We start from the raw sequence: 25753 nt of genomic DNA on the forward strand, positions 1-25753 counted from the left end.
CTGAGGAAATAGCCTATTTAATTTAATGTTTTGAGGTTTTATTTTGCTAATTTTTTAAAATCTTTAGCCGTTATACCTTGTGGTCTTTTACCTTTTTTGATGTAAAACCAGTTAAAATAGTATAATGCTGCATCGTCTGCTCCTAAGATAGTATTCCAACATCTTGCTTTTTTATGGTCTTTGCCGGGTGCTACCTGATGTAGAATAACAGCATTTGGATCCTTATTATCTATTATTTGTTCAATCTCTTCAGCTGTTGATATTTTTACATTATAGGGATATATCTTTTTTATCTTTGCTTCAGTGTTTACGTCCGGAGCAAGCTCTTCCTTCATTAAGTAAAGAGTTTTATTGTGAATTTGCTTCATATTATCAGCATAAAACCTCGCGGCTTTGCGTGATGAATTAATATTCGGATTTGCAAGTAGATTGTGAACGTGTTGCTCAATAAAACGTAAAATTAATCCTAACTTGTAATCATACGTACCCTCGTCCATATCGGCATAAGAGATTGGCATTCCTGAAATTATTGGCATTTCTCTTGCAGATTTATAATCGCCACCAAGAGTTACGTTAAGAAACTGGTAATAAGCAATTTCACGGTCTTTTTTATAATGCGACAAATCTAATGTAAGAAACGATAAGTTTGGGTCCGTTCTTAAAGAATCAAGTAACTCTTTACTGTACGTTCTAAATTCGTATGGAGTTATTGTCCAATGTTTTTTTGCTGTTTCTTGCATTTGCTCATTATAAGCCAAAAGCACGTTTGGTTCTAAAAAAATGATTGTTTTAGTTTTTGTAAACTGTTTTAACTGTTCTTGAGTAGGCACAACAATTTGTGCCTTTACAAAAGAGACGCAAAGAAAAAGTCCAATTAAAAATAGTGTTCTTTTCATAATAGTAATTGTTTTATTTTACTTTAATGGTTTATAATCATGGCATTACTTGAGGTTGTTAGCCCTAAATCATTGAAAGCAAATATAACATTATTTTAGATTAATTTCTACATGATTAAAATAAAAACACATTAGTTTTTTACGTTTATGAGTTGAGATGTATATAATTAGAAATATAAACATGTTTATATTTTCTAAAATATTAGTAATATACTTTGGATTATTCAGTAACTTTACGATCTAATATCATAGCCAAATTTTTAAGATTTTTTATAATGTCAAACAGAATTAATCCACAAATTGATGAGAGTTGGAAAACGGCTTTAGAAGATGAATTTAACAAGCCATATTTTCAAGAATTAAAGAGTTTCTTAGTTGCAGAAAAATCAAAATACACTGTATATCCGCCGGGTAGCAGAATATTCGCCGCTTTTGACGTGACTCCCTTTGACAGTGTCAAAGTTGTGATATTGGGACAAGATCCATATCACGGGGCGGGACAAGCACATGGTTTATGCTTTTCGGTGCCAAAAGGGATTCAGAAGCCACCCTCGCTACTAAATATTTGCAAGGAGCTGAATACAGATTTAGGAATACCAATTGCATCGCACGGAAATCTTGAAAAATGGGCAAAACAGGGGGTACTATTGCTAAACGCCACGCTTACTGTTAGAGCAAATATGGCAGGCTCACACCAAAACAGAGGTTGGGAAACTTTTACTAATGCGGCTATTGAAAAACTTTCTGAACAAAAATCGGGTCTGATTTTTATTCTTTGGGGTGCATATGCCCAAGCAAAGGAGCAAATAATTGACACATCGAAACACCATATACTAAAGGCACCACACCCCTCGCCTCTTTCAGTACATCGCGGATTTTTTGGGTGTAAGCATTTTTCTAAAACGAATGAACTATTGGTTAAGCAAGGAAAAACACCTATTGACTGGAACTTTGAGTGATTGGATTTCGGATGTCTGATTTTTGATTTTTGATTTCTAATTTCTAATTTTACTATATATTTGTAAAAAATTAAACTATTATGACTCGCATTATTATTATTCTAAACTTTTTTGGTTTTGTTTTTGTTTTAAACTCTTGCAAAAATGCAAGTACAGGTCAACAAACAGATAAAAATAATCCTAACAACTCAATACTTTGGGAAATATCAGGCAATGGATTAGAGCATAAATCTCACCTATACGGGACTATCCATATTCAGGATAAACGGGTTTTTCAATATGGAAAAACTGTCGAAGATATATTAAAAAACACATCAATAATAGCAGTTGAGATTGAACTTGACAACATTGAACCTATGGCAGCAATACAAGCTACCATGATGAAAGACAGCACTTTAGATCAACTTCTTTCTCCTGAAGAGTATGCTTTATTGGAAGAAAAATATACTGAGATTACTGGCGTATCATTAGCTACTGCACAACAATTGAAACCGTTTTTTTTAAGTGCTAATATTGTTCAAGCATTAGTGCCAAAAGATTTTCCTGTTCCCCTTGATATGCATTTTATACAATATGGAAGAAAGGAAAACAAGCGAGTGGTTGGTTTGGAGACATTTACCGAGCAAATGAATTTAGTTGACATGCTGTCCTATTCTGAACAGGCACGAATGTTACTGGAAAGTTTAACCGACACGGTGGACATTGCCGATATGTTTGACAAGTTGGTAAGTTCATATCTGAACATGGAAACAGACAGTTTAGTAGAACTAACAAAAGATCCATCTATCCCCGAAAAATTTATGGAAGTATTACTTAACAAACGCAATCATATAATGGCAGAGAGGGTAGAGCCTTTATTGAGAGAGGGTAGCGTATTTTGTGCTGTCGGTGCAGCTCACCTGTTTGGCGAAGAGGGGTTAATAGATTTACTTGAAGCTAAAGGATATACTCTAAAACCCGTTTTATTCAGTTTCGAAAATAAATAATTCTGGCTCAATAATGGGCTAATTTAGAAGTGATTGTTGTAGGATTATTTCGTCATTGACAAATAATGCTCTGCTTTTCACTTCGCCCTGTTCTGAAAATTCTGTCCAGATACCTTGACGGCGGTCGTTTACATATTTGCCCGACATTGAAGCATCTCCCGATGGGTAATAAAAAAACCATTCACCACGAGCTTTGCCGTTTTTATAATCACCTGACTGTTTAACTATTCCATTAGGGTGGTAAACAATCCAATTGCCGTGATACTCACCGTTATCGTACTGTCCCACAACGTATTTATTCCCATTCTCGTGAAAAACTTCCGCCGCTCCTTGTCGAACACCGTTTTTGTACTCAACTAATTCTCTTACATTTCCATTTTCATAATATGTAACCATCATGCCGTTTTCTTTGTCATCTGCGAAGTTTACTACAGATAAAGTATCTTTGCCGTTGGGGTGAAAAACTACCAAATCGCCATGAAGCTTACAATCGCGATAAAATCCAACTCTTTGCAGATTTCCCTCCTTGTTATACACCTCCAACTTATCGTGCCAGCAGTGATCGTACCGTTTCCCTTTGTAGTTTAACACTCCATTTTCATGATAATATTCACAAAATCCTTTTATTATGTCATTCTCGCGATAAGAAATTTCTCTCAAATTTCCGTTTATATAGTAGTATCTGCAATAGCCAAAAACCATATTGTTTTTGTATTGTTCAACCTTGTTTAAACTTCCGTCGCTATTGTAAACCAACAAACTATCTGATAGTTGACCAAAACTGTACGTTCCCGATTGGTATATTTGTTTGTTATCGTAGTAATGAGAGAAAGAACCATTTAAAACACCCATAAAGTATGTGTATTTTGATTTTATCTGACCATTCGGATAGTTTATGTCCCAAACAGAATCTAACTGATTGTTTTTAAAATTACCTGTTTGATATGGAATCCCATTTTGATAAAAAAAAGTATAATGTCCTGATTTAATGGTGTCTTTACCAACAATATTTACTGCGTAAACCTCCTTTATTCTACCATTTGGATAATAGTTGCGAACTGTATCCTGAGCAGCAGTAAAATTAGCACCACAAAAAAATATCAACAATAAAATTAAAATACGCACTCTATGGTATCTCAGAACTATCATTCGTTATTAAAAAACAACACAATCTTCTAATATTCAATTACAATTTGAGTGCCTTCAAGTGTTGATGTGCTTCCATAATCTAAAATTGCAGCTAGCGCATAAGTGCCTTTTTCAATGTTGGCAGGCAAATCAAACGAAACTCTTAGTGTGTGTTTGGGGTATGATTCAAATGTTTTCGCAGGATAGATTGTCTCTTGTCCTGTTAACATATTCGAGAGAATTAAATATGATTTACATTGAACTATAACATCGCTGTTGTTTGTTACCAAAGCAGTGAAAGTACGCTTAGTAGAATCATCAGATTCAATTTCTCTTAATTGGTCTATTTTTGCATTTAACTGACCTACTCCCTGCGATGTTTGAAATACGTCAACAAGAATTCTTGGACTAACTGTCATTCCGGCAGCCAAAGACTTATCTGCTTCGAATGTCATCTTCTCTACAGCTGTGCGAACATTAATAGTTCCCCAGCGAGAACCAAACTCATCGACAGGAGGCTGTATCGAAACACTTATTTGCTGTTCTCCATTGGGTGCTATCTCAAAAAAGGTTGGTGATATAGTCATCCAATTGCTTATACTGCGTTTATGTGAATTTGCAGGAGCGTATTCTCGTTGGCCTTCGCTATTTAAAGCAAAGTCACTTACACTTAACAAAAACGAATTTGTACTATTACTGTGATTCTTTACAACAATAGTTTTTACCTGAGACGAACCAGGTTCAGCGTTAAAAAAAAGCCTTACAGGAGAGACTTCAAAATCCTGTGAATAGGCCATAAACGAAATGAGCTGTATAGCTAGTATTGCAATAATTATTCTCATGTTGTTATTTATTCAATTTGTAATATAATGATAAATACTTTTGATTAAATTTTCAAATCTAAAGTCTTCACAAAAGTAACACTTTAAAGTTAATACGCAATAGATGAGCATAAAATTAACTTAATAAAGTATTTACTTAATATAATTCCAAATAACATACCAAAGTTTTCATCTTTTCAATTTATTTTATTCATATTTGCTATTAGAATAAAAGTAACTAACTTTGATACTAATATTTAAAAATACTACAAATGCAATTTAAAACTCTTAAATACTATCAATCTGACAATTACGGGATTTTAAGTCTTAATGTTCCCGAGCAAATGAACGCTATGTCGCCACAAATGCTTGGCGATTTATATTCATTTTTCAGTAGTAAACCACCTAAAAACGCAAGGTTTATTATTATTTCAGGTAATGGAGAATGCTTTGGCTCAGGTGGCAACCTGAAGTCTATGTTTAAAATGTGTGCAAAAGAGTCCGAAAAAATTTCAAAACTTACTCATAAGGCTTTTTCTCTGATAGAGAAATATCCTGTTCCTGTTGTTGCTGTTGTACACAAGTATGCCATTGGAGGTGGATTTGAATTAGCTTTGGCTTGCGATATGATTTTTGCAACATCTGACGCACAATTTTCCTTACCCGAACTGAAATTTAACATGCTTCCCGGTGGTGGCGGATCAGTCCGATTGCCTTTGGTTATAGGTAAACGCGAAGCTTTTTGGAACATTCTAACTGGCAATAAAATAACCGCAGAAAAAGCACAGCAAATGGGTATTGTGCAAAATATTGTAAATAACGAAAATTATATTGAAGAGAGTGTCAGTATACTAGAAAAAACTATATTACCAATTGAAAAGGAGGCAATAAAGGCATTAAAAGAGGTATTCTCATCTATAACAATGGAGACAAAAGACGCGTTTGGCAAAGAGGCTGAAGGATTTTCATATCTACTTGAAACATATGCCAAACAAAAAATCAAAGATTTTATTAAAAAAAATAAGGATGAGTAAAGCAATATTTTTCAGTGGTTTCGGTATCGCACACGGTAAGTACGGTATTAGCAACTCTGAAATTGAAAAGCATATAAATATCGGATTTATCGGCGATTTCGATGCCAATAGAGTCAAAAACAGTGATGATTACAAAAGCTACATAAAAAACGGCGGCAGCAAGAGCCCTTTTGATTTTTTTGCTACCGAAAAAATGGGATTTGAAACACGATATCATGTAGTTCCTTTTCCTCCTACAAAAGCGCGGTATAACCATGCGCAAAATTCGCTCGACTTGGGAGTAGCTTCAATGAAAATGGCTCTTGAAAATAGCAATATTGACCCCGAAGATATTGACTTGTGGCTTGCTGGTTGCGCCACACCACATGAACATGCTCCGGGCATTGCTGCAACAATAAAATGCCATTTCGTGGGATTTGAAAATCAGGCACCTGCAGCTACCATAAATTCGGCATGTGTTGGATTCAATATTAATTTAGAGCGTGCAATAGATTATTTTAACAATCATGCTGAGGCAAAGCACGTTGCTATTGTTCACACCGAAGTTATGAGTCGTTTGCTGACTAATGAAAAATCGTTTGTTCCGCACGTTACGTTTGCCGATGCCGCAGCATCAGTCATCCTTACGCGCGATGAAGTGCTTTCAGGTCAAGGAATAAGTTTCGTTCTCAACAACGAAGATATGCAGATGATAGATTTCCTTGGTGCCGACAAACACGGAGATTTATACATGAATCCAACAAAAGTAAGAATTCGGGCTACAAATAATATTGTAAATACAGTTAACAAACTGCTTGAGTTTACTAAATGGAAAATGGCTGACATTGACATGGTTGTACCTCATCAAACAGGAAATGCAATTGTAAAAGAGGCTGCAAAAATCCTTAACATCCCCGACAACAAACTGTATCAAGATGTTCAGTATCAATATGGTAATCTATCTGGCGCAAGTGTTCCATTTGGATTAGCACTAATGCATAGTGAAGGAAAGTTGCTGCCAAACAACAAAATAGTTACAGCCGTTTGCGGTTTAGGTGGTGAGTATGGCGGTTTTACATACGAAGTTCCAAAACTGAAGCAAAATAAACCTAAACCTATTAAACCTTTAAAAGGAAAAACTGCTTTAATAACAGGCGCAACAGGTGGCCTAGGAAGTCAAATAAGCCACAATTTAGCAGAAAAAGGGTGTAATCTGATTTTACAATATAACAGCAACCAAGCCAAAGCAGAGCAATTAAAAGCAGAATTAGCGAAATTTGATGTAGAGGTAACTCTAATACAAGCAAATTTTGAAAGTGTCTCGGCAATAGAGCTGATACACAATGAAGTAACAGAAGATATTGATTTCTTTGTTCACGCATCGGCAATTACAGGGAATCTGCTACGGGCAAGCGAAGTAACTCCAGAAGAGATGAAGTTAGCCGACAAAGTTAACTTCAATAACCCTATGGATTTAGCTGTTAAATTGTACAACAAAATCAAAGATTGTGTAATATTTATCGGCTCGGTTGCCGAAGATGCAATGTTTAGCGGGTCATCGACGTATGTCTCGAGCAAAAGAAAGCTTCATGCAAGTGCAGTAAGTTTTGCAAATATGGCAAACAAAAAAGGTATCCGTACTATTTACTATATGATTGGGCTTTTAGACAAAGGGATGGTCGATAAACTTAATAAAAAACAGCAGGTTGCTGCAATGAACAGCATTGGGCAAAAATCGTTGCTAAACACGGCGGATGTTGCCGATAGGATTGTTCGGTCACTGTATCTACCTAAGGTAATTGGGGTAAAACACTCGCGCGAGGGAGAGTTGATTGTGAGACGAGACGGGTTTTAGGCAATGTGCAATTAGCAATGTGCAATGAACAATTATCAATTAATGAGGTTATGTTTTCCTCGTTTGCCCCAAGGGTGAAAGTCGATTATTGATTGTCGGAGGTATTGATTATCAATGTGTGTGTAGATTTCGGTGGTTAGAATGGATTTGTGTCCCAACATCTCTTGTACTACACGCAAGTTGGCTCCGTTTTCAACTAAATGTGTAGCAAAGGTGTGTCTGAAAGTGTGTGGACTAATCTCTTTTTTTATGCCAGCGGCAGAAGCTAACTGTTTGATAATAATAAAAACCATTTCGCGTGTTAGATGTGCACCACGGCTATTTAGGAAAACGTAATCCTCCTCACCTTTTTTTATCGATAACTGCTTACGGTCGTAATTGACGTAAAGTAAAACCTGCCTTATCGACTCGGTACTTGCGGGAACTAATCTTTCAGTGTTGCCTTTCCCGATAATCCGCACATACTCTTGCTCGAAATAGAAATTTGAGAGTTTAAGATTAACTAACTCGCTTACCCTTAATCCCGAACCGTAAAGCATCTCGATAATAGCTCTATTGCGTTGCCCTGTTTTGGTCGATAGGTCAATTTGTGCAATCATGCTGTTTATCTCCTCGACTGATAGAACCACAGGGAGTTTTCGGGTTAATCGCGGTGTTTCAAGCAACTCTGCGGGATTTGTTTCAAGAATATCACTGTAGTTAAAAAACTTAAACCATGCCTTTATGCCACTTAATATCCTTGCTTGCGATGTTGACGACAAGCCAAGCTCGGCCACATAAACCAAAAAATCTAACAACTGTTTGGTTGTTATCTTTTCAATTGAATAACCGCCATACTCGGACATCAAATATGAGTGCAATTTGCCCACATCTAACAAATATGCCTCTATTGAGTTCTCTGAGAGCCCTTTGTCTAACGACAGAAATGCAGCAAATTCGCGCTTATATGGAAAATTGTCGTCTATTGTCATTATCTACAATCTTTTATAAATAGTTTTATGATATTTAATGCCTTTTGACGCCGTTCATTATTCAATCCTGAAACAATTCCGTATGTATATCCAAAATATTCAAGCTCAGACTTATAAATATCGAATAGTTGATTGCGTGCTTCGCCTCCATTCTCTCTAACCAAATCAGGGAACCATGGGATATCGGGGAAACAGAGCAAATATAAATCAAACTGCATATAGTACATACGTTTTATAAAATCGATGGGTAAGAGTTTATAAACCCATTCGTACCAAATTTTTGTAATAATAAGCTCTGTATCAAATACATGTATTCTGTTTTTCGATTTAAGCATAGTGTCGTACTGCTCGACTTGAAGTTGAGTGATTATATCTAAGTCAGATTTTTCATACTCTCTGCCCAAGTTTTCTATATAATCGCGGGCAAGCTCAGGATAATAATCTCCTTTGAGTTCATTGGCAAGCCAGAGTGACAATTCCGTTTTTCCTGTCGACTCTGGACCTATTACTGCTATCTTGAATTTATTGTCTGCTGTTCTCATTGTTTTTTTATTGCAGGCATAAAAGTAGTGACTTTTATTTATTCTATGCCTTTATTTCCCATTGTTTTATAGCTTTTAGAATAACAAGTTACTTTACATCAAAAGTCAGCTTTGATTTTTAACCTATTTGCACAAAAAAGAAAATAAAATGACTTTTGTCGCTTTTAGTAATCTTGATACTACGTAATTTTGCATAAAAAACAGAAGTATAAATATTATGGGAAAATTTATATCATACGAAAAACCTTTTACAAAGCGTTGGTTCGCTGCATACGGCAATATCCTTATTGGAACGTTTATTCTATCGTTGGGGTATGTCTTTTTTATCACGCCTCATAAAATTGTGCCTGGTGGTGTATATGGTATTTCCATAGTCTTACACCATACTCTGAATTTGCCTGTGGGTATGACTGCACTCTTTTTTAACATTCCTTTGGTGATAATTGGAACAAGACTTTTAGGTCCTCGCTTTGGCACTAAAACGATTGTTGGGTTTGTTTTAACTGCTGCTTTTGTTGATATTTTAGGATATTTATCTGAATATAAACCACTTATTGAAGGCGATGATCTTCTTGCATCAATTTTTGGAGGATTGCTTATGGGAATAGGTGTGGGCTTTATTTTCAGAGCACGCGCTTCAAGTGGAGGAACAGATGTTATTGCCATGATTATTGGCAAATATACACGTATGCCGTTGGGACAACTTATGATAATTGTCGATTCGTGCATTGTTATAATTGGTTTGGTTGCTTTCGGCGATTGGAAAGTACCTCTGTATTCATGGATTACCATTTTTATTATGGGCAAAGTTATTGACGTAGTCCTGCAAGGTATGAGCTACGATCGTACTCTGTTTATTATCAGCAATAAGCACGAAGAGATAAGGCGTAAAATTATAGAAGATTTAAACCGCGGTGGAACATTTATCACAGGCGAAGGCATGTATAATGGTGAGCAGAAAAAAATAATTTTCACATCGGTTAGCCGTCGCGAAGTTGCTCTATTAGAAGACTTTATTCACTCTGTTGACCCTGACGCTTTTATGACGGTTATTGAGGCGAATGAGATTCTTGGGAAAGGGTTTAAAAGCCTAACAGATAAAGTTAGAAATTAGAAATTATAAGATAGAATTAAAAGGTAGATTTCTAATTTCTACCTTCTAATTTCTTTTGGGCTTGCTCAATACTTGCAATGAACTGTTTTTCAACTTCTGATAACTCATCTGCTGATTTGCTTTTATAGGTTTCGTATTCTGCTAATGCTTTACTTTGGGCTATTTCTGCCGAAATTTTTCCTGCATGTGTCAAAACATCTTGACGACTCATTTTGATAAAACCGTCCAACACTTCAATCCACTCCTTCATGTACATTGGCTTACGTTGCATGGCGTTGATTTCTGCAATATCTAAGTATGCTGATACCAAGCGATTTAATACCGACAATTCCTCTTCGGTAAGGTAATTTTTAGCTACACTAACTTCCTGTTTTGTAGGTTTTCTTCCTTTAAAAGCTGTTAAGCCCATAAATGGCAACTGTGCATTGGCTCTTTGAAAAATAATTTCGGCAGCTGTGTGTCCGTGAGTTGCCCAATGTAGTTTGTTTTGAACTGTTTGGAAAAAGCGTTGAGTAATACTCGCTCTTGGGTCGTAGTCTATACTTGTGGCGTATATCTCAAGAACCTTTCTATAAAAAACTTTTTCTGATGAGCGAATATCTCGGATACGTTCGAGTAGCTCCTCAAAGTAGCCCCCACCACGCTTTAGTAAATCATCGTTCATTGTGAATCCTTTTATCAGGTACTCTCGTAAGCGTTCGGTTGCCCAAATGCGAAATTGGGTACCACGAAGGGACTTTACTCTGTAACCGACTGATATTATGACATCTAAATTGTAATGCTTTATACGGTAGTTTTTTCCATCAGTAGCAGTTGTCAAGTATTCCTTGACAACTGAATTTTCATCTAACTCTCCTTCGTCAAATATATTCTTAATGTGCAGACTTACATTTTGTTTTGAGGTTTGAAACAGCTCGACCATATCCGCTTGGGTAAGCCACACGGTTTCATTCTCTAAACGAACCTGAATTTTTAACTGTCCGTCTTCTGTTTGGTATAGTAAAATTTCACTGTTTGATTTCTCGGGTAACATTGTTTACTTCTTTATTAGGAATTATCGTTGCATTATTTGCGGCGAATAGGTGGCTTATTCGTTGCATGAAGATTTTTGTGCTTGCGAATGGTTTTTTGGGTGACATTTTTATTTTATTATTCACTGGGATTTACACAAAATTACTATCCGTTTCTATTATGTTTCTTAGTATACAATGCTAGAGACTGAAGTTGATTATTTTTGTATTTCTATAAGCAAATTAATTATCTCATCAAGGTTTTTATCATTCTCAACTTCAATTCGTGCACAAGGTCCATTATAAAATTTCTGAACGCTTTCAGTTAAGGATGATATTTCATGTTTCTTAATTTTCTCTCTTATTTTTTCCTCTTTCAACATTGCAACTATTCCAATTTTCTTTTTCCTTATTTTTAAGAAGGCAAAATTTCTTTTCTTTCGCAGAGAAATATAGTATCTCTGCGAATTAAATTGCAGCGTAGGTATTTTATCAATTAATGCTTCTTTAATCCTTATATAGATAGCTATCACCTTGTCGTCAACGCCTTCTAAATGAAAGCTTTCAGAATAAACTGATTTTGATTTCTCTTCATCTTTCTTCTCAGTAACAATATCGATGTTTTCAATATTCTCAAAGTCTGGAGATAATGTGAATATCGAATTACTATAATTTTCCATTGGAGAATATTCTTTTAATATAGCAACCTTCACCATTTTTCCCCATGTATCTGTATATGTTTCTATTATCTCAGGTAATTCTTTTTTCTCACCGTCAATAATTAAAAGAATATTCTGACTGTTTTCAATCGTATCTTTTACAAATTTAAATATTTCTTTACTACCGATTTTTGTTTTTAATTCTTTGCGTAATGGCTCGTCACTTTCAAATATCGTATATAACTTTTCAATCAACTTTCCTTGACTGGCAGGATTTTTGAAAAAAGCAAAAAACTTTGTTATTTGAGGAAATATATGATTAAAGAAGCTATGTTTAACTAATTCTACCTCAACTAAATAAAACTCTGGATTGTTTTTATCAGAAAAATCTATCAAAAAACCATCTGGAATTACACCACCCAAAGAGTCGTTGTCAATTTTCTTTTTCACATCAACAAATATTGTGTCTTCACCAAAAAATGTCTTAGAATTTTCAACAACCAACCTTTCAAAATCCGATTCAGTATTATATTGTTTTTCAACGTATCTAATTCCGTTTTGATAAATTACTGTTTCCATGTTCTCCATTCTTATATTACTAATCCCTTTTTAACCTTGACCATAACATACAACCTATTAAACAAAGATACAACATTCCTTAATAAAATACTAATAGAAATTTTTATCATACTAAGCTATTTAAAAACCTAATCTATTCCTGACTCATCCTCAGAATTATTATCAGAAATTAGTTATTCTGTATTTCTCATCATATCACGTCTCCAACTAAAATAGCCGATTACTGCAACAATTGTGTAAACTACATATAGTACCGTTGTAGCCCACAGCCCTTTATATACATAGAGAATAACGCTAACAGAATCTATTACTATCCAAAATAGCCAGTTTTCCAATAGTTTGCGTGCCAACATCCAGGTAGCTACAATTGCGGCAGCTGTAGTAAAAGCATCTCCTACAGGCACATCGGAATTGGTTAGTTTTAATATCTTGTAGATAACAAACCACAGAATAAACGAGGCTAATACGGTTCCAATAAGTACTTTGCCTGATGCTCTTGTGACTTTAACGCTCTTTTGGTCGCCACTCCCTTTGTTCCAGTGTACCCACCCGTAAATACTTATAACAACATAATAGGCTTGTAGCGACATATCGGCGTAAAAAAGTGATTTGTAATAGATATAGATATATAGTGCCGATGAAATAAGCCCAAATAGCCACAATAGAATGTTTTGGCGCACGGATAGATACATATAAATAAAGGAGAGTAGAACTGCGGCAACCTCAATCCAATTTTCAACAACCCATTGTAACACTACCATAATGACATAAATAAAGGCAAATCAAAACCAATAAAAAATTTTCGATTTGCCTACATAAAACTAATATTTTTTACCTATTTTTTATTAAGTATCTGATTATAAAGATTATCATTAGTAATAATCTCTACAGCAGCGTTGTATATAGGGTCAATTTCATTTATGATTTGATAAAAATGGTCCTGTTCAAACAAGTTTCGAGCAAACAGGGCTTTCAGTTGTAGTTCAATAGCTCGACCACTTATCTCTATATCTCCATCTTTTGGTTTAATATTACTTTTTTCGGCATGCTCAATCAACTCTTTCATAATGTTTTCATCGACTTTAAAGTCGGTCAAAAAATGTGAAAAATCGCTATACTTATTGGTAAGTTCTTCTCGATTTCTATCGATATAGTTTAATACAAATTGACTTTGAATGCCTCTTCTGTTCATTGCTTTCAAAAAATCTGAAGAGTATGATGTATCAATAGCCACGAACATATCGGGCATAATGCCACCACCGCCATAAACTGTGCGTTTTAACCTTAGAGTGCTATATTTAAGTGAATCGGGAAAATTTATGCTATCTGCCGAGAACATCTCTCCTCTTTGATATCTTTTTGAAAGGTCTTTATGATACTCTTTGTCGTTTTTGCCGTAAGGTCGCTGTATAACCCTTCCTGTTGGCGTATGATAACGTGCTACAGTCAAGCGGATTGCAGAGCCATCGTTAAGCGGATACTGTTTTTGAACCAATCCTTTGCCAAAAGTTCTTCGTCCTACGATTACACCTCGATCCCAATCTTGAATTGCCCCGGAAACGATTTCAGAAGCCGAAGCCGAGCCCTCGTCAACCATTACAACAATTTTACCTGTCTCCATGCTACCGCGAGAAGTTGAGTTCATTACCTCTTTTGGCGACTTTTCTCCCTCGGTATAAACAATTAGCTTGTCTTTGTCCAAATACTCATCAACTAATTGTGTTGACATATCTAAAAACCCACCGCCATTGTTAGTTAAATCGAGAATTAAATGCTTTGCACCTTGTTTCGTTAACTTCGACATTGCTTCTCGGTACTCTTTCATGGTGGTTGCAGAAAAACGGTTAAGCTTAACGTAGGCAGTGTTTTCGTTAATCATGTATGCAGCGTCGAGACTGTTAATAGGGATTTTATCACGTATAACAGTATAGGTTTCAACGCCTTGCACGCCTTTACGTTTGATTCCCAAATCCACTTTCGTGCCTTTTGGACCGCGCAGTAACTTAAAGACTTTATCGTTGTTAATACCAACTCCTGCAATGTTTTCCGAATCAACAGTTACAATTCTGTCTCCTGCCAAAATCCCAACTTTTTCAGAAGGTCCTCCGGTGATTGCTGATACAACCATCAAAGTGTCGTCCATTATATTAAACTGAACGCCAACACCTTCGAATGCTCCCGACATATCTTCGTTGACCTTCTGCAACTCCTCTTTTGTGATGTAAAAAGAGTGTGGGTCAAGCTCTTTTAACATTCCCACTACTGCAGCTTCGGTTATTTTATACTTGTTAACCGTATCGACGTAATTATTTTCGACTAAATTTAAAACACGCATAAGTTTTAAAATTTCTTCGGAGAGAAATTGGCTATGCGAAGCCATTGGAAATAAAATCAATAAGGAAATTATTAGTGCTAAAGTTTTGAAAAAATACCGCATAATTATAAAATTTTGATAATAGCTTAAAATTTAACAACGTCAAAGATAAGTTTTATTGACTTCAAAAAGTCGGTCTGACATCATATTTTATGAAAACATTAACATATCGCTAGTTAAAAGCACTTTCTTATAGCTCCTTTTAACTTTTACCTTTACAAAATTTACTTTACCTTGTAAAAAATTGCCACCTTTGTAGGTCAGTTGAAAAAATGAAACGCATAAAAACGATTATACTTTTTTTGCTATTGGTTGCGACATTTGTTCTAAACCTATCAGTTGGGTCGTCAAATATTGGATTTAGCAAGATTTGGCAAGCTATTTTTTCCGGCGACACGCAAGATATAGTTTATATTACTCTTTTCCAATATCGGTTACCAAAGGCACTAACCGCAATACTTGTTGGTATAGCCCTATCAGTCAGCGGGTTGATAATGCAAACTGTTTTTCGTAATCCTCTGGCAGGTCCATATATATTGGGTGTTAGTAGTGGTGCGAGCCTTGGAGTGGCATTGGTTATGCTTGGTGCTGGCTCATTTGGATTGGCATCTGCAGTCAATCAGCTAGGAAACGGCACGATAATAATATCAGCGGTGGCTGGAGCTATGGCAGTATTAATGCTTTTACTTGTGGTTTCATTCCGCATTAGAGATATTATGACGGTGCTTATTCTCGGCATTTTGTTTAGTAGCGGAATTTCGGCTTTTATTGGGATAATGCAATATTTTAGCCCCGACTCCATGCTAAAGGCTTATGTAATATGGACAATGGGTAGCTTAGGGGCGGTTGATATGCAGCAACTTGTGTGGCTTGCAGTTTCAGTTTTTGCAGGTGTTTTACTAAGCCTATTAAGCTCTAAACAGCTAAACGTAATGCTTTTAGGCGAAGATTATGCACGTACATCCGGTATGAATATTTTAAGGTTTCGTGTGTTGGTGTTTACCGCCACCGGACTTTTAGCAGGAAGCGTGACGGCATATTGCGGACCAATTGGTTTTATTGGGATTATGGTTCCACATTTAGCACGATTATTAACAAAAACCACTAACCATCAGACACTTATATTTTACTCATCTATTATAGGTGCTATTTTAATGCTTTTGTCCGATACAGTTTCTCAAATGCCGGGTTACACAGGAGTGTTGCCTATAAACAGCGTTACTGCATTTTTGGGTATTCCTGTAGTGATATGGATAGTTTTGAAAAACCATAAATTCAGTTCTTCATTTTAATTATTTTGGGAGATGGAAAATAAGTTACAATTAAGAATTGAAAACCTAACTATAGGATACGGAAAAGGCAAAACACGCAAGCCTGTATTAACAGACCTTAATATAACAACTGAATGCGGTTCGCTGATTGCACTTGTTGGCTCTAACGGTAAAGGGAAAAGCACTCTACTTAAAACCATAGCAGGATTGCTAAATCCACTGAAGGGCAACATCTATATCAACAACAGAGAGCTTTCAACCATTGACAGATTAAGTCGTGCAAAATTGATAAGCTACGTTGGGACATCTTATGAAATTAACAAAAGCCTTAAAGTCCGTGATTTAGTTGCTCTTGGTCGATATCCATACAGCAATATTTTTGGTCAACTCTCTGACGATGACTTGAAAATTATACATCGCGCAATGGTCGATACCAAAATTTTACATTTGAGGGATTCGCTCATAAGTGAAATTTCTGATGGTGAGCGACAACGTACCTTAATTGCCCGAAGTCTTGCGCAAAACACTCCCATTATCCTTTTAGACGAGCCTACGGCTTTCCTTGATATTGTAAACAAATTCGAGATGGTTAACCTTATGAGACAGCTGTCGCGACAGTTAGACAAAATCATTATATTTTCGTCACACGACTTGCCAACGGTATTGGGCAACGCCGACTATATGTGGTTAATTTTTGGACGCTCAATAATTGACTCTATCCCCGAAGAGCTTGTTATGACAAGGTTTCTTAACTCGATATTTGAAAATTCAGACGTTGTTTTCGATATAGAACAAAACGAATTTAGAATTGACACCAAGCCTACCAAATTTGTAAAGCTGTGTGGCGAGCCTTACCTCTGCAAATGGACAGAAAAAGCTCTAATGCGTTACGGCATAGGCTCTGACGATTATTCTAACAGCTTGATAATTAAAATAAAAACCGCCAACGAATCCCTGTTTTGGGAAGTTGTTGACGGTTCTGAAACAGAGACTTTCGAATCTTTAGAAGACCTACTTACTCATATTACTTCTATCTATTAATCTGTATTACAGATTGTTGAAAACAATTTTTTCTCCATCAAAGTCGATTTCAATTTCCGATGAACCTGTAATATTTCCCGATATAATCTCTTTTGCCATATCGTTCATTACCAATCTTTGAAGATTTCGTTTTACGGGCCTTGCTCCAAATACAGGATCGTAACTTATTGTTGCTATGTGATTTACAGCACTATCTGTAATTGATATGCTAATATTATTTTTTTCTAATGAACGTGCAAGCCTTCCAAACTGAATTCTTACAACCTCTTTTATAACCTCTGGCATTAACGGAGTAAAGACAATTATCTCATCAACGCGGTTAACAAACTCAGGTCTAATTGTTTGCAACAAAAGTTGCAATAATTCCGGTTGTAGCTCTTCACGCAATTCGTGCTGATTTGTAACGTTTAAGTTTTTGTATTTTTCTTGTATCAAATGGCTTCCCAGATTTGAAGTCATAATAATAATTGTATTTCTGAAATCGACTGTTCTGCCTCTGTTGTCGGTTAATCTACCATCATCTAAAACTTGCAAAAGTATATTAAATACGTCGGGGTGCGCCTTTTCTATTTCGTCTAACAAGATTACCGAATATGGCTTGCGTCTGACGGCTTCGGTAAGCTGTCCCCCCTCGTCGTAACCAACATATCCGGGAGGTGCACCAATCAAACGTGAAACAGAGTGGCGTTCCTGATATTCGCTCATATCGATTCTTGTCATACGGTCTTCATTATCAAAAAGTTGCTCAGCGAGAGCCTTTGCAAGCTCAGTTTTACCAACACCGCTCGGACCCATAAAAATAAATGAGCCTATTGGTCGGTTTGTATCTTGAAGCCCTGCCCTACTCCTGCGCACTGCATCGGCAACGGCAACGATTGCTTCATCTTGCCCTACTACACGCTTATGTAGTTCATCTTCAAGCTGTAGTAGTTTGTCACGCTCGGCACTAAGCATTCTTGCAACAGGAATTCCAGTCCACCTTGAGACCACTTCGGCTATATCGGCAGCATCGACCTCCTCTTTAATCATCGGGTTGTCTGATTGAGCCTCTTGCAACTTTTGTTGCAGCTGAACAATTTTGTCCTCAGCCTCTTTTATCCTACCGTAGCGGATTTCGGCAACTTTTCCAAAATCGCCTTCGCGCTCAGCTTTCTCCGACTCAAAGCGCAGTTGCTCAATGCTTTGCTTGCATGACTGTAGCTCCTCAATAATCTGCTTTTCGTGCTGCCAACGGCTTTTATGCTCTTTAAGCTCCTCGTTTAAGTTGGCGAGTCTGCCCTCAATCTCCTTTTGTTTATCCTTAATTCCCTCACGCTTAATAGCTTCTCGTTCAATCTCTAACTGCAATATTTGTCGCTCTAAATTGTCAATCTCCTCTGGCACGCTGTTTATCTCAATTCTAAGTTTCGATGCTGCTTCGTCCATCAAGTCAATTGCTTTATCGGGCAAAAAACGGTCGCTGATATATCTGTGGCTAAACTCTACGGCAGCCACAACAGCCTCGTCTTTAATCCTGACTTTATGGTGATTTTCGTATCTCTCTTTAAGTCCTCGTAAAATTGCCACAGCACTTGTAACATCGGGTTCATCGACCATAACGGTTTGAAAACGGCGTTCTAGAGCCTTATCTTTTTCAAAATATTTCTGATATTCGTCTAAGGTTGTCGCTCCAACGGCTCTAAGCTCGCCACGCGCCAAAGCTGGTTTTAAAATGTTGGCTGCATCCATTGCACCCTCGCTTTTTCCTGCGCCAACGAGAGTGTGTATTTCGTCTATAAACAAAATAATTGCTCCATCAGACTCAACCACCTCTTTTATAACGGCTTTTAAACGCTCCTCAAATTCCCCTTTGTACTTGGCTCCTGCAATAAGAGCTCCCATATCAAGCGAATAGACTTGTTTCGAGCGTAAGTTTTCGGGCACATCGCCTTTAACAATTCTTTGCGCTAAACCCTCAGCTATTGCGGTTTTACCAACACCGGGCTCACCTATTAGAATTGGGTTGTTTTTAGTTCTGCGGCTTAAAATCTGTAATATTCGGCGTATCTCCTCATCGCGCCCAATTACTGGATCGAGTTTTCCGTTGAGCGCAAGCTGATTAAGGTTTATTGCGTATTGATTTAAAGCATCATAAGTCTCCTCAGCTGTCTGAGAGGTAACTTTTGATCCTCTGCGCAAATCTTCTATAGCTTTTTCTAACGACTTTTCGTCAACTCCGTAATCAGACAACATCTTTGCAGCCTGACTCTTACCTTTTACTATTGCAAGCAAAATATGCTCAACCGATGTATATGTGTCCTGGTTTTTCTGAGCAATATTGGTTGCATTCAATAAAGTTTGCTGTGCTTCATTCGATAAATAGGGCTCAGCACCTGTTACTTTCGGGTAGCTTCTAACCATTGACTCAACAATCGGTAATATTTGTTGGCTATTAGCTCCTGATTTATCAATAAGTCTTGCGGCTACGCTATTTTCAATAGTCAATAGTCCATATAAAAGGTGAACAACCTCAATAGATTGCTGACCAAGTTCACGAACCTTAAACAAGGATTTCTCAACAGCCTCTTGTGCTTTTATTGTAAATTGATTTAAATTCATCATATAATTTTTTAATTTTTTTTTCAACAAATATTTCACATTATATTTCAAACTTTTTGCCGAAAAAATCACCTACACATTATCTGATAAAGGCATAGAACAATTAGCTTTTTATTAACATATGTATAACAATGAGAATCAGCATCTTAGAAACATGCTTTATTGTCTTAATAATAGATAATTCTTATTAAGATCTTATTTTACTAGTGTCAAATTGGCGTTTATTTTATTATTTATCTGTGTCATTTTGTCATGATTTTGTACACCTTTATACAAAATAACAACGGTTACTTATATTAAAAATGAGCACTTTCGTCAAAAAATAATTCAAAAGTTTGTATTGTATATTTTTAATATTATTTTTGTAACCGTAAAATATGTTGTGCTTCGTATCAACATAAAGTTTATTGCATGGGTAAAAGGTACATTTTAGATCCAGATACACTAACTTTCAAAGAGCATAAAACGACAAAGAAGCAGCTCTTTCGTAAAATTGGTCTCTTTACAGCTATAGGTGTAGTTTTAGGAGTACTGTTCTACATTGGAGCTATTTTTCTACATCATACCCCAACTGGTGTCTTTCTTAAATTTCAAAACAACAGATTGGTTTCTGGTCTTTTGAAGATGGAGTCAAGACTAGACAAAAAAGCAGAGATTCTATCTTCCATTGAAGAAAAGGATGACTATCTATATCGCAATTATGCCGAGTTAACTCCACTTCCTTCAACCATTAGACAAGCTGGTTTTGGTGGTGTTGACAGATACAAAAAGTTTGATGTGTTTAATCAAGGAAAACTTCTTGCACGAGTATTTAAAAAAGCCGATATTCTTGAAAATCAAATAAAAATACAGGAAAAATCTTTTGAAGAGGTGAGTCAACTAAGTCTTGAAAAGAAAAGGTTTTTTGCTTGCAAACCTGGTATAAGTCCACTATTAAAAAGTGACTACTTTAGAATTTCAGACTATTTTGGAAGAAGATACCACCCTGTTTTCAGACAGTGGAAAGAGCACACTGGTGTTGATTATGCGGCGATGTATGGCACACCTGTTTATGCTACAGGCGATGGTATTGTCGTAGCAACAGGTTGGGACAGTGGTTACGGAAATCGCGTAATAGTTAACCATGGATTTGGATACAAAACTGTATATGCTCACCTACAAAAATGTAGTGTGAAAGTTGGTGACAAGGTTAAAAGAGGAAAGCTTGTTGGGTTAGTTGGCAATACTGGAGTTTCCACAGGTCCACACCTACATTATGAGGTAAGAAAAAACAACAATCCTGTTAATCCTCTATATTACTACATTGACGATCTAACTGATGAACAATATAAAGCTATTGTTCATAAATAATTTCCTTATTAAACAATATTTATATCTCTTTAATTTTAAGCTATTTGGCTTAAGGCAATGTTGTGTAACAATTATAGCACACTTTACACAAAATCTTTAAAATGAAAAAGATACTCATAAAAACTGCTATTACACTCGCTTCCTTGTTTTTATTAGGAATCTCTATTTATGAGTTAAACAAACTTTATTATAATTCTAGAGAGCGACAGCAGTATGTTTCAGATTTAGCTTACTCAAATAACATCCGATTTGGTTTTTTAAATGTTGATAAATGGAAATCTACACTATCTGACATTATTATTAAAAAGGTCGATGAGCTTGAGTTTGACGACAACCTTAAACAGACAATGCATACCCAAATTGAAAAGGCATTGTATGAGCTTATTAATCAAATTGAGATATACTTAAATCAGGATAAACGGCAAGGGAACTGGCTCACACAAGCATTTAAGACTGTTGCATACGAGATTGTATTTGATTCCGAAAAGTTTAAAAAACAGGTTCCACAGTGGTCCGACGAAATTGTCAAATCTATTATTAGTGAGTCAAATAAGGTGGAGCTAAAAGACGCTATATTGCAAAAATTCAATGAGTTCATGGATCAAACCAACTCAACTGATAATGTAAATATTCAAGAAATTTTAGCGACAAAGTATGAATTTGACAATTACGATGATTGTGTAACGTGGTTAAATGAGCAAAACATTGAACTGACAACAATATCATGGCGTAGGACCTGGATTATATTAATTTGCATTACAGTTGTTTTTGTTTTCTATTTTCTTACTCCACAAAATTATAGAAACGGGTGTCAATATTATATTGGATTGCTTGGCGTTCTTACGTTACTCTTAGGGGGATTGCTAACGCCAATGATTGAAATTGATGCGCGAATTTCAGAAGTTAATTTTGAATTATTAGGCGAGAGCATCGTTTTTTATGATCAGGTACTATTTTTTGAAAGCAAAAGTGTTATTGACTTAGTGAAGATACTTATAGAACATGGCGACGTTCAAACAGCAGCTATCGGCGCATTAGTATTTACTTTCAGCATTATATTTCCTACATTAAAACTGATTGTATCGGTATTTGCTTATCCGTTTCCAGAACGAATATATAGAAATAAAATCACCCGCTTTTTTGCTTTGAAATCAGGAAAATGGTCAATGGCTGATGTTATGGTTGTTGCAATATTTATGTCTTATATTGGATTTAGAAGTTTGATTGGCAGTCAATTAGATCACTTAAGCAATATTAAAGAGCTAAATATGGTTTCAACACATGAACACACAGTATTACAAATAGGATTCTTTTTGTTTGCTGCTTTCTGCTTTAGCGGGATTGTGTTCGCTTATTACGTAAGCAAACACTTAAAACAGAACGGAATAGAATCAGAATAGATTTTATTTCTCTTTTGAGTAAATCTGCATTTTATATCTAAACCAGGCATCTGAGGCATCTATAAATATGGTATCTTGACAAGTATATTTTATCAAATGGCCGGCATCGGCATTGTAAACAATTGTGTCTTGGTTGGGAGTAATAACGCCATATCCGAAATTAAAAATAAAGCCAACTGGTGCTGAAAAATCTTTGCAAAAGAAATTGTTTCCTCGTTCCAACAGAGAGTCTCTCATTTTGAATTGTCGCAAAATGGAGTTTGGAATATCGGTTTGAGAAACATTTGAAAGATTTATCATATTTCTATACTTAGGGTAGAGTGCTCCTCCTGTAAATATCAATGGTATCCGATAATGGGCAGGCTCGTCCTGTGACACATTTACAGGCAAATAGTGTCCGTGATCCGAAACTATTATTAGCAGTGAATTTTTCCATAACTTTGTGTTTTTTAACTGATCGTAAAATGAACCTAAAACACTGTCAGTAAATGCTATACTGTTTAAATATTTACCTAATGTTGTTTCATCATCAAAACTGGAAGTATATGGCACCTCAAATGGCTCGTGAGAACTTAGTGTGAAGACACAGTAAAAAAATGGCTCGGTCGCAACAACAACATCATTAAAAAATCTCTCTAGAACAAGGTCATCCTGTACTCCCCACTTTGATGTACGCATATTGTAAGGAAAATTAGACTGTTCAATAATCTTCTCAAAACCATTGTTTATTAAAAAACCCTTAAAGTTGGCAAAATCTGAATTGCCTCCATAATAAAACTTAGTGCTATAACCCGCTTTTGTAAAATGACTCACTAAACGCCCGATATTTGAAAATTTCTCAGGAAACTGCATTATTGAACCTTGAGGGTGGGCTGTGACACCCGAAAAAATAGCTGATAATCCCTTATCACTTCTATTGCCTGTTGCATAACAGTTTGGAAAAAAATATCCCTCAGATGCTATTCTTTTTAAATTAGGAATAGCACTTTGACTATCAACTTCATAATCAAACAAATTAGCTGTAAAACTCTCTAATATTACAAGTATTACATTTGTTTTATTGGTTTTAAATACTTTTTCAACCGAATTACAATCGTACTCAAATCTATCTAAATGATGAATCAATGAATCATTCCACTCTACCGCTTTTTTGTTTTCAGGGAAAAAAAGTGTACTCATAAAATTCCATGAAGCATTGATAGCTGCATGGTTAAGCTCCTGTTTTTGAGAAAAATATGCACTACTTACATTAACTCCCGATACGTCAATGCTTCCCCTTGCAAACAGAAAGTAAACAGGCAGTATCAAAATAGCATTTAGTTGCCAAAAGTGATTTATTCTCAACTTAATACGTGGCATAATTTTTTTGACTATAACAACTACTGCCCAAACTAATAGCGCAATTAACAGAATAAATCCTATCAACTTTAATGTTGATAAAGATGCTACTGCTTCTTTTGGTGTTTTTAAATATTTAAGTACAGAAGAGTCTATTTTAAATCCCCAATAAGTATAAAGTTCGGCATCAATAATAGTTATTAACAATAATATAACTACTACTATGCTGTAAATTATACGGTAAATTAAAAAGCAGGTTTTATTTCCGAAAAGGAAAAGAGAAAATATTACTAGAACAATGCTCGTATAAGCCGTTATAGATAAATCTAAACGAAAACCGTAATAAAATGTCGACAGAACTTCGACTAGTGAATATTCAGAAAAATTAAAATTTCTTAAAATGAAAACCAGTCTGCATAAGGCAAAGAAAACGATGAATAACAACAAATTAATAAATTGATGTTTCCACCATTCAGCTGAGCCTAGAGTTATGTTTTTCGGATAGAAGGGTTTTTTGGACATTTAACAAGCCTTACAGTCTCTTTTTATTGTTTATATATTTCGTCAATGTGAGTATAAAACTGTGGGTCATCTCCGATAAATATACCTGTAACTTTACCTTCTGGATCAACAACTATTTTAGTTGGAAATGCTCGAATGCTGTACAATCTTAGAACATCTATTGGCTGCTCATTCAATGCGTTAACGTTTATCCAGTCTAAATTATCCTCTTCAATAGCACTTAACCATTCGTCATTATCCTTATCAGCTGCAATTCCTATTATCTGCAAGCCATTAGCCTTATATTTGTTCACTATCTCAACCAATTTAGGATTGCTTATACGACAAGGTTTGCACCAGCTTCCCCAGAAATCAATAATCAGACAATTTCCTTTAAAATCAGATAGTTGTACTCTTTTATTATCTTTGTCAATCAATGCAAAATCGGGGGCGTATTCGCCAATTGAAAGTTCTGGGGTCTCGTAAAAATCACCCGCTAAAAATTTGCCGTATGTTGTGTTTTTAACTCTGTCGGTTAACTGATTGTACAACTCTCTAACCTGACTGTTTTCATAAAACTGTGATATATACATTTTTATAATAAAAGGAGCAATATCAAAATCGTTGTTTTTTCTCACAAAATCAGCATAAATATCTATTAGCTTCATATATTCGATTTTGATCTGTTCGTTTAATTCAGGAGTATCTAATCCACCCATTTGCACATTGCGTTTTAAATCAATAACAGAATCGACTAATATTTGTTGTTGTTCAGCTGCACGTAACAAACTGTTTAACTGATCGTTCATTAAAGTGCCTTTCAGTTGACTTAAATGCATACGTTTAACATCTCCTTTGATTTTGATATCTCCTTTAGGCTCAATAAAAAACTGAACTGGCATTGCAGGAATAGGTCCTTCACTACTCATTTTCATATGCCTTGGATCGTCAACGGTAATCAATGCTATCCTTACAGTATCTATAGTTCCTGTAAATTTGATTTTGTCGGACGAAGCCTTAAGAGTATCTATTCTAAATCCTTGCGGAGAGGAAGGGTCTTCAATCATCATAACTACATCACTTCCACTTATCCCTTCTATTTCTGCATGCACCGTATAACCACCATTTTTTTGCGATTTGCAAGAAAAGAGCATTGAAGCAGTAATTGCCATTATAGCAACAAAAAAAACATTTCTCATAAGTTAATAATTTAAGATTGAATTCAAACTTACATGTCTTATTATATGATACTTACGTATCAAGTTAAATTAACACGTTCATTTCTATTGTTAAAATTGACAACAAAGATAATATTTTAGGCTGTCATTAAAAATTGAGATTGATTAA

At 35.7% G+C, this 25753-nt stretch carries 21 protein-coding genes; 9 read left to right on the top strand and 12 right to left on the bottom strand.

Features of this window, described 5'->3' with window-relative positions; all coding sequences use genetic code 11:
• Positions 1–38: 38 nt before the first annotated feature.
• Positions 39–896: a hypothetical protein gene (locus tag GX311_00905; protein ID NLK14937.1), complete on the bottom strand. Its 858-nt coding sequence runs from the start codon at positions 894–896 to the stop codon at positions 39–41.
• 275 nt (positions 897–1171) lie between these two features.
• On the opposite strand from GX311_00905, the gene ung reads away from it, so the two are divergent.
• A complete protein-coding gene (gene ung, locus GX311_00910) occupies positions 1172–1855 on the top strand; it encodes a uracil-DNA glycosylase (protein ID NLK14938.1) in 684 nt (227 codons plus the stop codon).
• An 80-nt stretch (positions 1856–1935) separates the two neighbouring features.
• Positions 1936–2841 (top strand): TraB/GumN family protein, encoded by a 906-nt coding sequence (locus tag GX311_00915; protein ID NLK14939.1) that lies wholly within the window; start codon positions 1936–1938, stop codon positions 2839–2841.
• Between the two features lie 18 nt (positions 2842–2859).
• On the opposite strand, the gene GX311_00920 is transcribed toward GX311_00915, so the two are convergent.
• Positions 2860–3990, bottom strand: coding sequence for a hypothetical protein (locus GX311_00920; protein NLK14940.1), 1131 nt, complete (start codon positions 3988–3990; stop codon positions 2860–2862).
• A gap of 26 nt (positions 3991–4016) precedes the next feature.
• Positions 4017–4811, bottom strand: a complete 795-nt coding sequence (locus GX311_00925) for a hypothetical protein (GenBank protein ID NLK14941.1) — start codon at positions 4809–4811, stop codon at positions 4017–4019.
• 251 nt (positions 4812–5062) lie between these two features.
• On the opposite strand from GX311_00925, the gene GX311_00930 reads away from it, so the two are divergent.
• Positions 5063–5824: an enoyl-CoA hydratase/isomerase family protein gene (locus GX311_00930; protein NLK14942.1), complete on the top strand. Its 762-nt coding sequence runs from the start codon at positions 5063–5065 to the stop codon at positions 5822–5824.
• Positions 5817–7658, top strand: coding sequence for an SDR family NAD(P)-dependent oxidoreductase (locus GX311_00935; protein NLK14943.1), 1842 nt, complete (start codon positions 5817–5819; stop codon positions 7656–7658). The genes GX311_00930 and GX311_00935 overlap by 8 nt, the downstream gene beginning before the upstream one ends.
• 35 nt (positions 7659–7693) lie before the next feature.
• Here the strand turns inward: GX311_00935 and GX311_00940 are convergent, their stop codons facing one another.
• Both GX311_00940 and GX311_00945 read right to left on the bottom strand, forming a co-directional pair.
• Positions 7694–8629, bottom strand: a complete 936-nt coding sequence (locus GX311_00940; GenBank protein NLK14944.1) for a tyrosine recombinase XerD — start codon at positions 8627–8629, stop codon at positions 7694–7696.
• Positions 8629–9171, bottom strand: coding sequence for an ATP-binding protein (locus GX311_00945; GenBank protein NLK14945.1), 543 nt, complete (start codon positions 9169–9171; stop codon positions 8629–8631). The genes GX311_00940 and GX311_00945 overlap by 1 nt, the downstream gene beginning before the upstream one ends.
• A gap of 217 nt (positions 9172–9388) precedes the next feature.
• On the opposite strand from GX311_00945, the gene GX311_00950 reads away from it, so the two are divergent.
• Entirely contained in the window at positions 9389–10285 is an 897-nt protein-coding gene (locus GX311_00950; protein ID NLK14946.1) for a YitT family protein, read from the top strand.
• 31 nt (positions 10286–10316) lie between these two features.
• Here the strand turns inward: GX311_00950 and GX311_00955 are convergent, their stop codons facing one another.
• The 4 genes from GX311_00955 to GX311_00970 form a co-directional block, all read right to left on the bottom strand.
• Complete coding sequence (locus tag GX311_00955) at positions 10317–11318, bottom strand: virulence RhuM family protein (GenBank protein NLK14947.1); 1002 nt, start codon at positions 11316–11318, stop codon at positions 10317–10319.
• A 195-nt stretch (positions 11319–11513) separates the two neighbouring features.
• A complete protein-coding gene (locus tag GX311_00960) occupies positions 11514–12533 on the bottom strand; it encodes a hypothetical protein (protein NLK14948.1) in 1020 nt (339 codons plus the stop codon).
• Between the two features lie 173 nt (positions 12534–12706).
• Complete coding sequence (locus GX311_00965; protein ID NLK14949.1) at positions 12707–13294, bottom strand: nicotinamide mononucleotide transporter; 588 nt, start codon at positions 13292–13294, stop codon at positions 12707–12709.
• Between the two features lie 74 nt (positions 13295–13368).
• On the bottom strand, positions 13369–14970 hold the full coding sequence (locus GX311_00970) for a S41 family peptidase (protein ID NLK14950.1): 1602 nt from the start codon (positions 14968–14970) through the stop codon (positions 13369–13371).
• Positions 14971–15179: 209 nt separating this feature from the next.
• Here GX311_00970 and GX311_00975 point away from each other — a divergent pair, with 209 nt between their 5' ends.
• Together GX311_00975 and GX311_00980 are read left to right on the top strand one after the other, a co-directional pair.
• Positions 15180–16199: an iron ABC transporter permease gene (locus GX311_00975; GenBank protein ID NLK14951.1), complete on the top strand. Its 1020-nt coding sequence runs from the start codon at positions 15180–15182 to the stop codon at positions 16197–16199.
• 12 nt (positions 16200–16211) lie between these two features.
• A complete protein-coding gene (locus GX311_00980) occupies positions 16212–17219 on the top strand; it encodes an ABC transporter ATP-binding protein (GenBank protein NLK14952.1) in 1008 nt (335 codons plus the stop codon).
• Between the two features lie 6 nt (positions 17220–17225).
• Here the strand turns inward: GX311_00980 and clpB are convergent, their stop codons facing one another.
• Positions 17226–19817, bottom strand: coding sequence for an ATP-dependent chaperone ClpB (gene clpB, locus GX311_00985; GenBank protein NLK14953.1), 2592 nt, complete (start codon positions 19815–19817; stop codon positions 17226–17228).
• Between the two features lie 411 nt (positions 19818–20228).
• Here clpB and GX311_00990 point away from each other — a divergent pair, with 411 nt between their 5' ends.
• Together GX311_00990 and GX311_00995 are read left to right on the top strand one after the other, a co-directional pair.
• Positions 20229–21167 (top strand): M23 family metallopeptidase, encoded by a 939-nt coding sequence (locus tag GX311_00990; protein ID NLK14954.1) that lies wholly within the window; start codon positions 20229–20231, stop codon positions 21165–21167.
• A 101-nt stretch (positions 21168–21268) separates the two neighbouring features.
• Complete coding sequence (locus tag GX311_00995) at positions 21269–22567, top strand: paraquat-inducible protein A (GenBank protein NLK14955.1); 1299 nt, start codon at positions 21269–21271, stop codon at positions 22565–22567.
• Positions 22568–22570: 3 nt separating this feature from the next.
• On the opposite strand, the gene GX311_01000 is transcribed toward GX311_00995, so the two are convergent.
• Positions 22571–24112, bottom strand: coding sequence for an LTA synthase family protein (locus tag GX311_01000; protein ID NLK14956.1), 1542 nt, complete (start codon positions 24110–24112; stop codon positions 22571–22573).
• 338 nt (positions 24113–24450) lie between these two features.
• On the bottom strand, positions 24451–25605 hold the full coding sequence (locus GX311_01005; protein ID NLK14957.1) for an AhpC/TSA family protein: 1155 nt from the start codon (positions 25603–25605) through the stop codon (positions 24451–24453).
• Positions 25606–25753: the final 148 nt, after the last annotated feature.

The organism is Bacteroidales bacterium (assembly GCA_012519055.1).
Taxonomy (GTDB): Bacteria; Bacteroidota; Bacteroidia; order Bacteroidales; family Salinivirgaceae; genus JAAYQU01.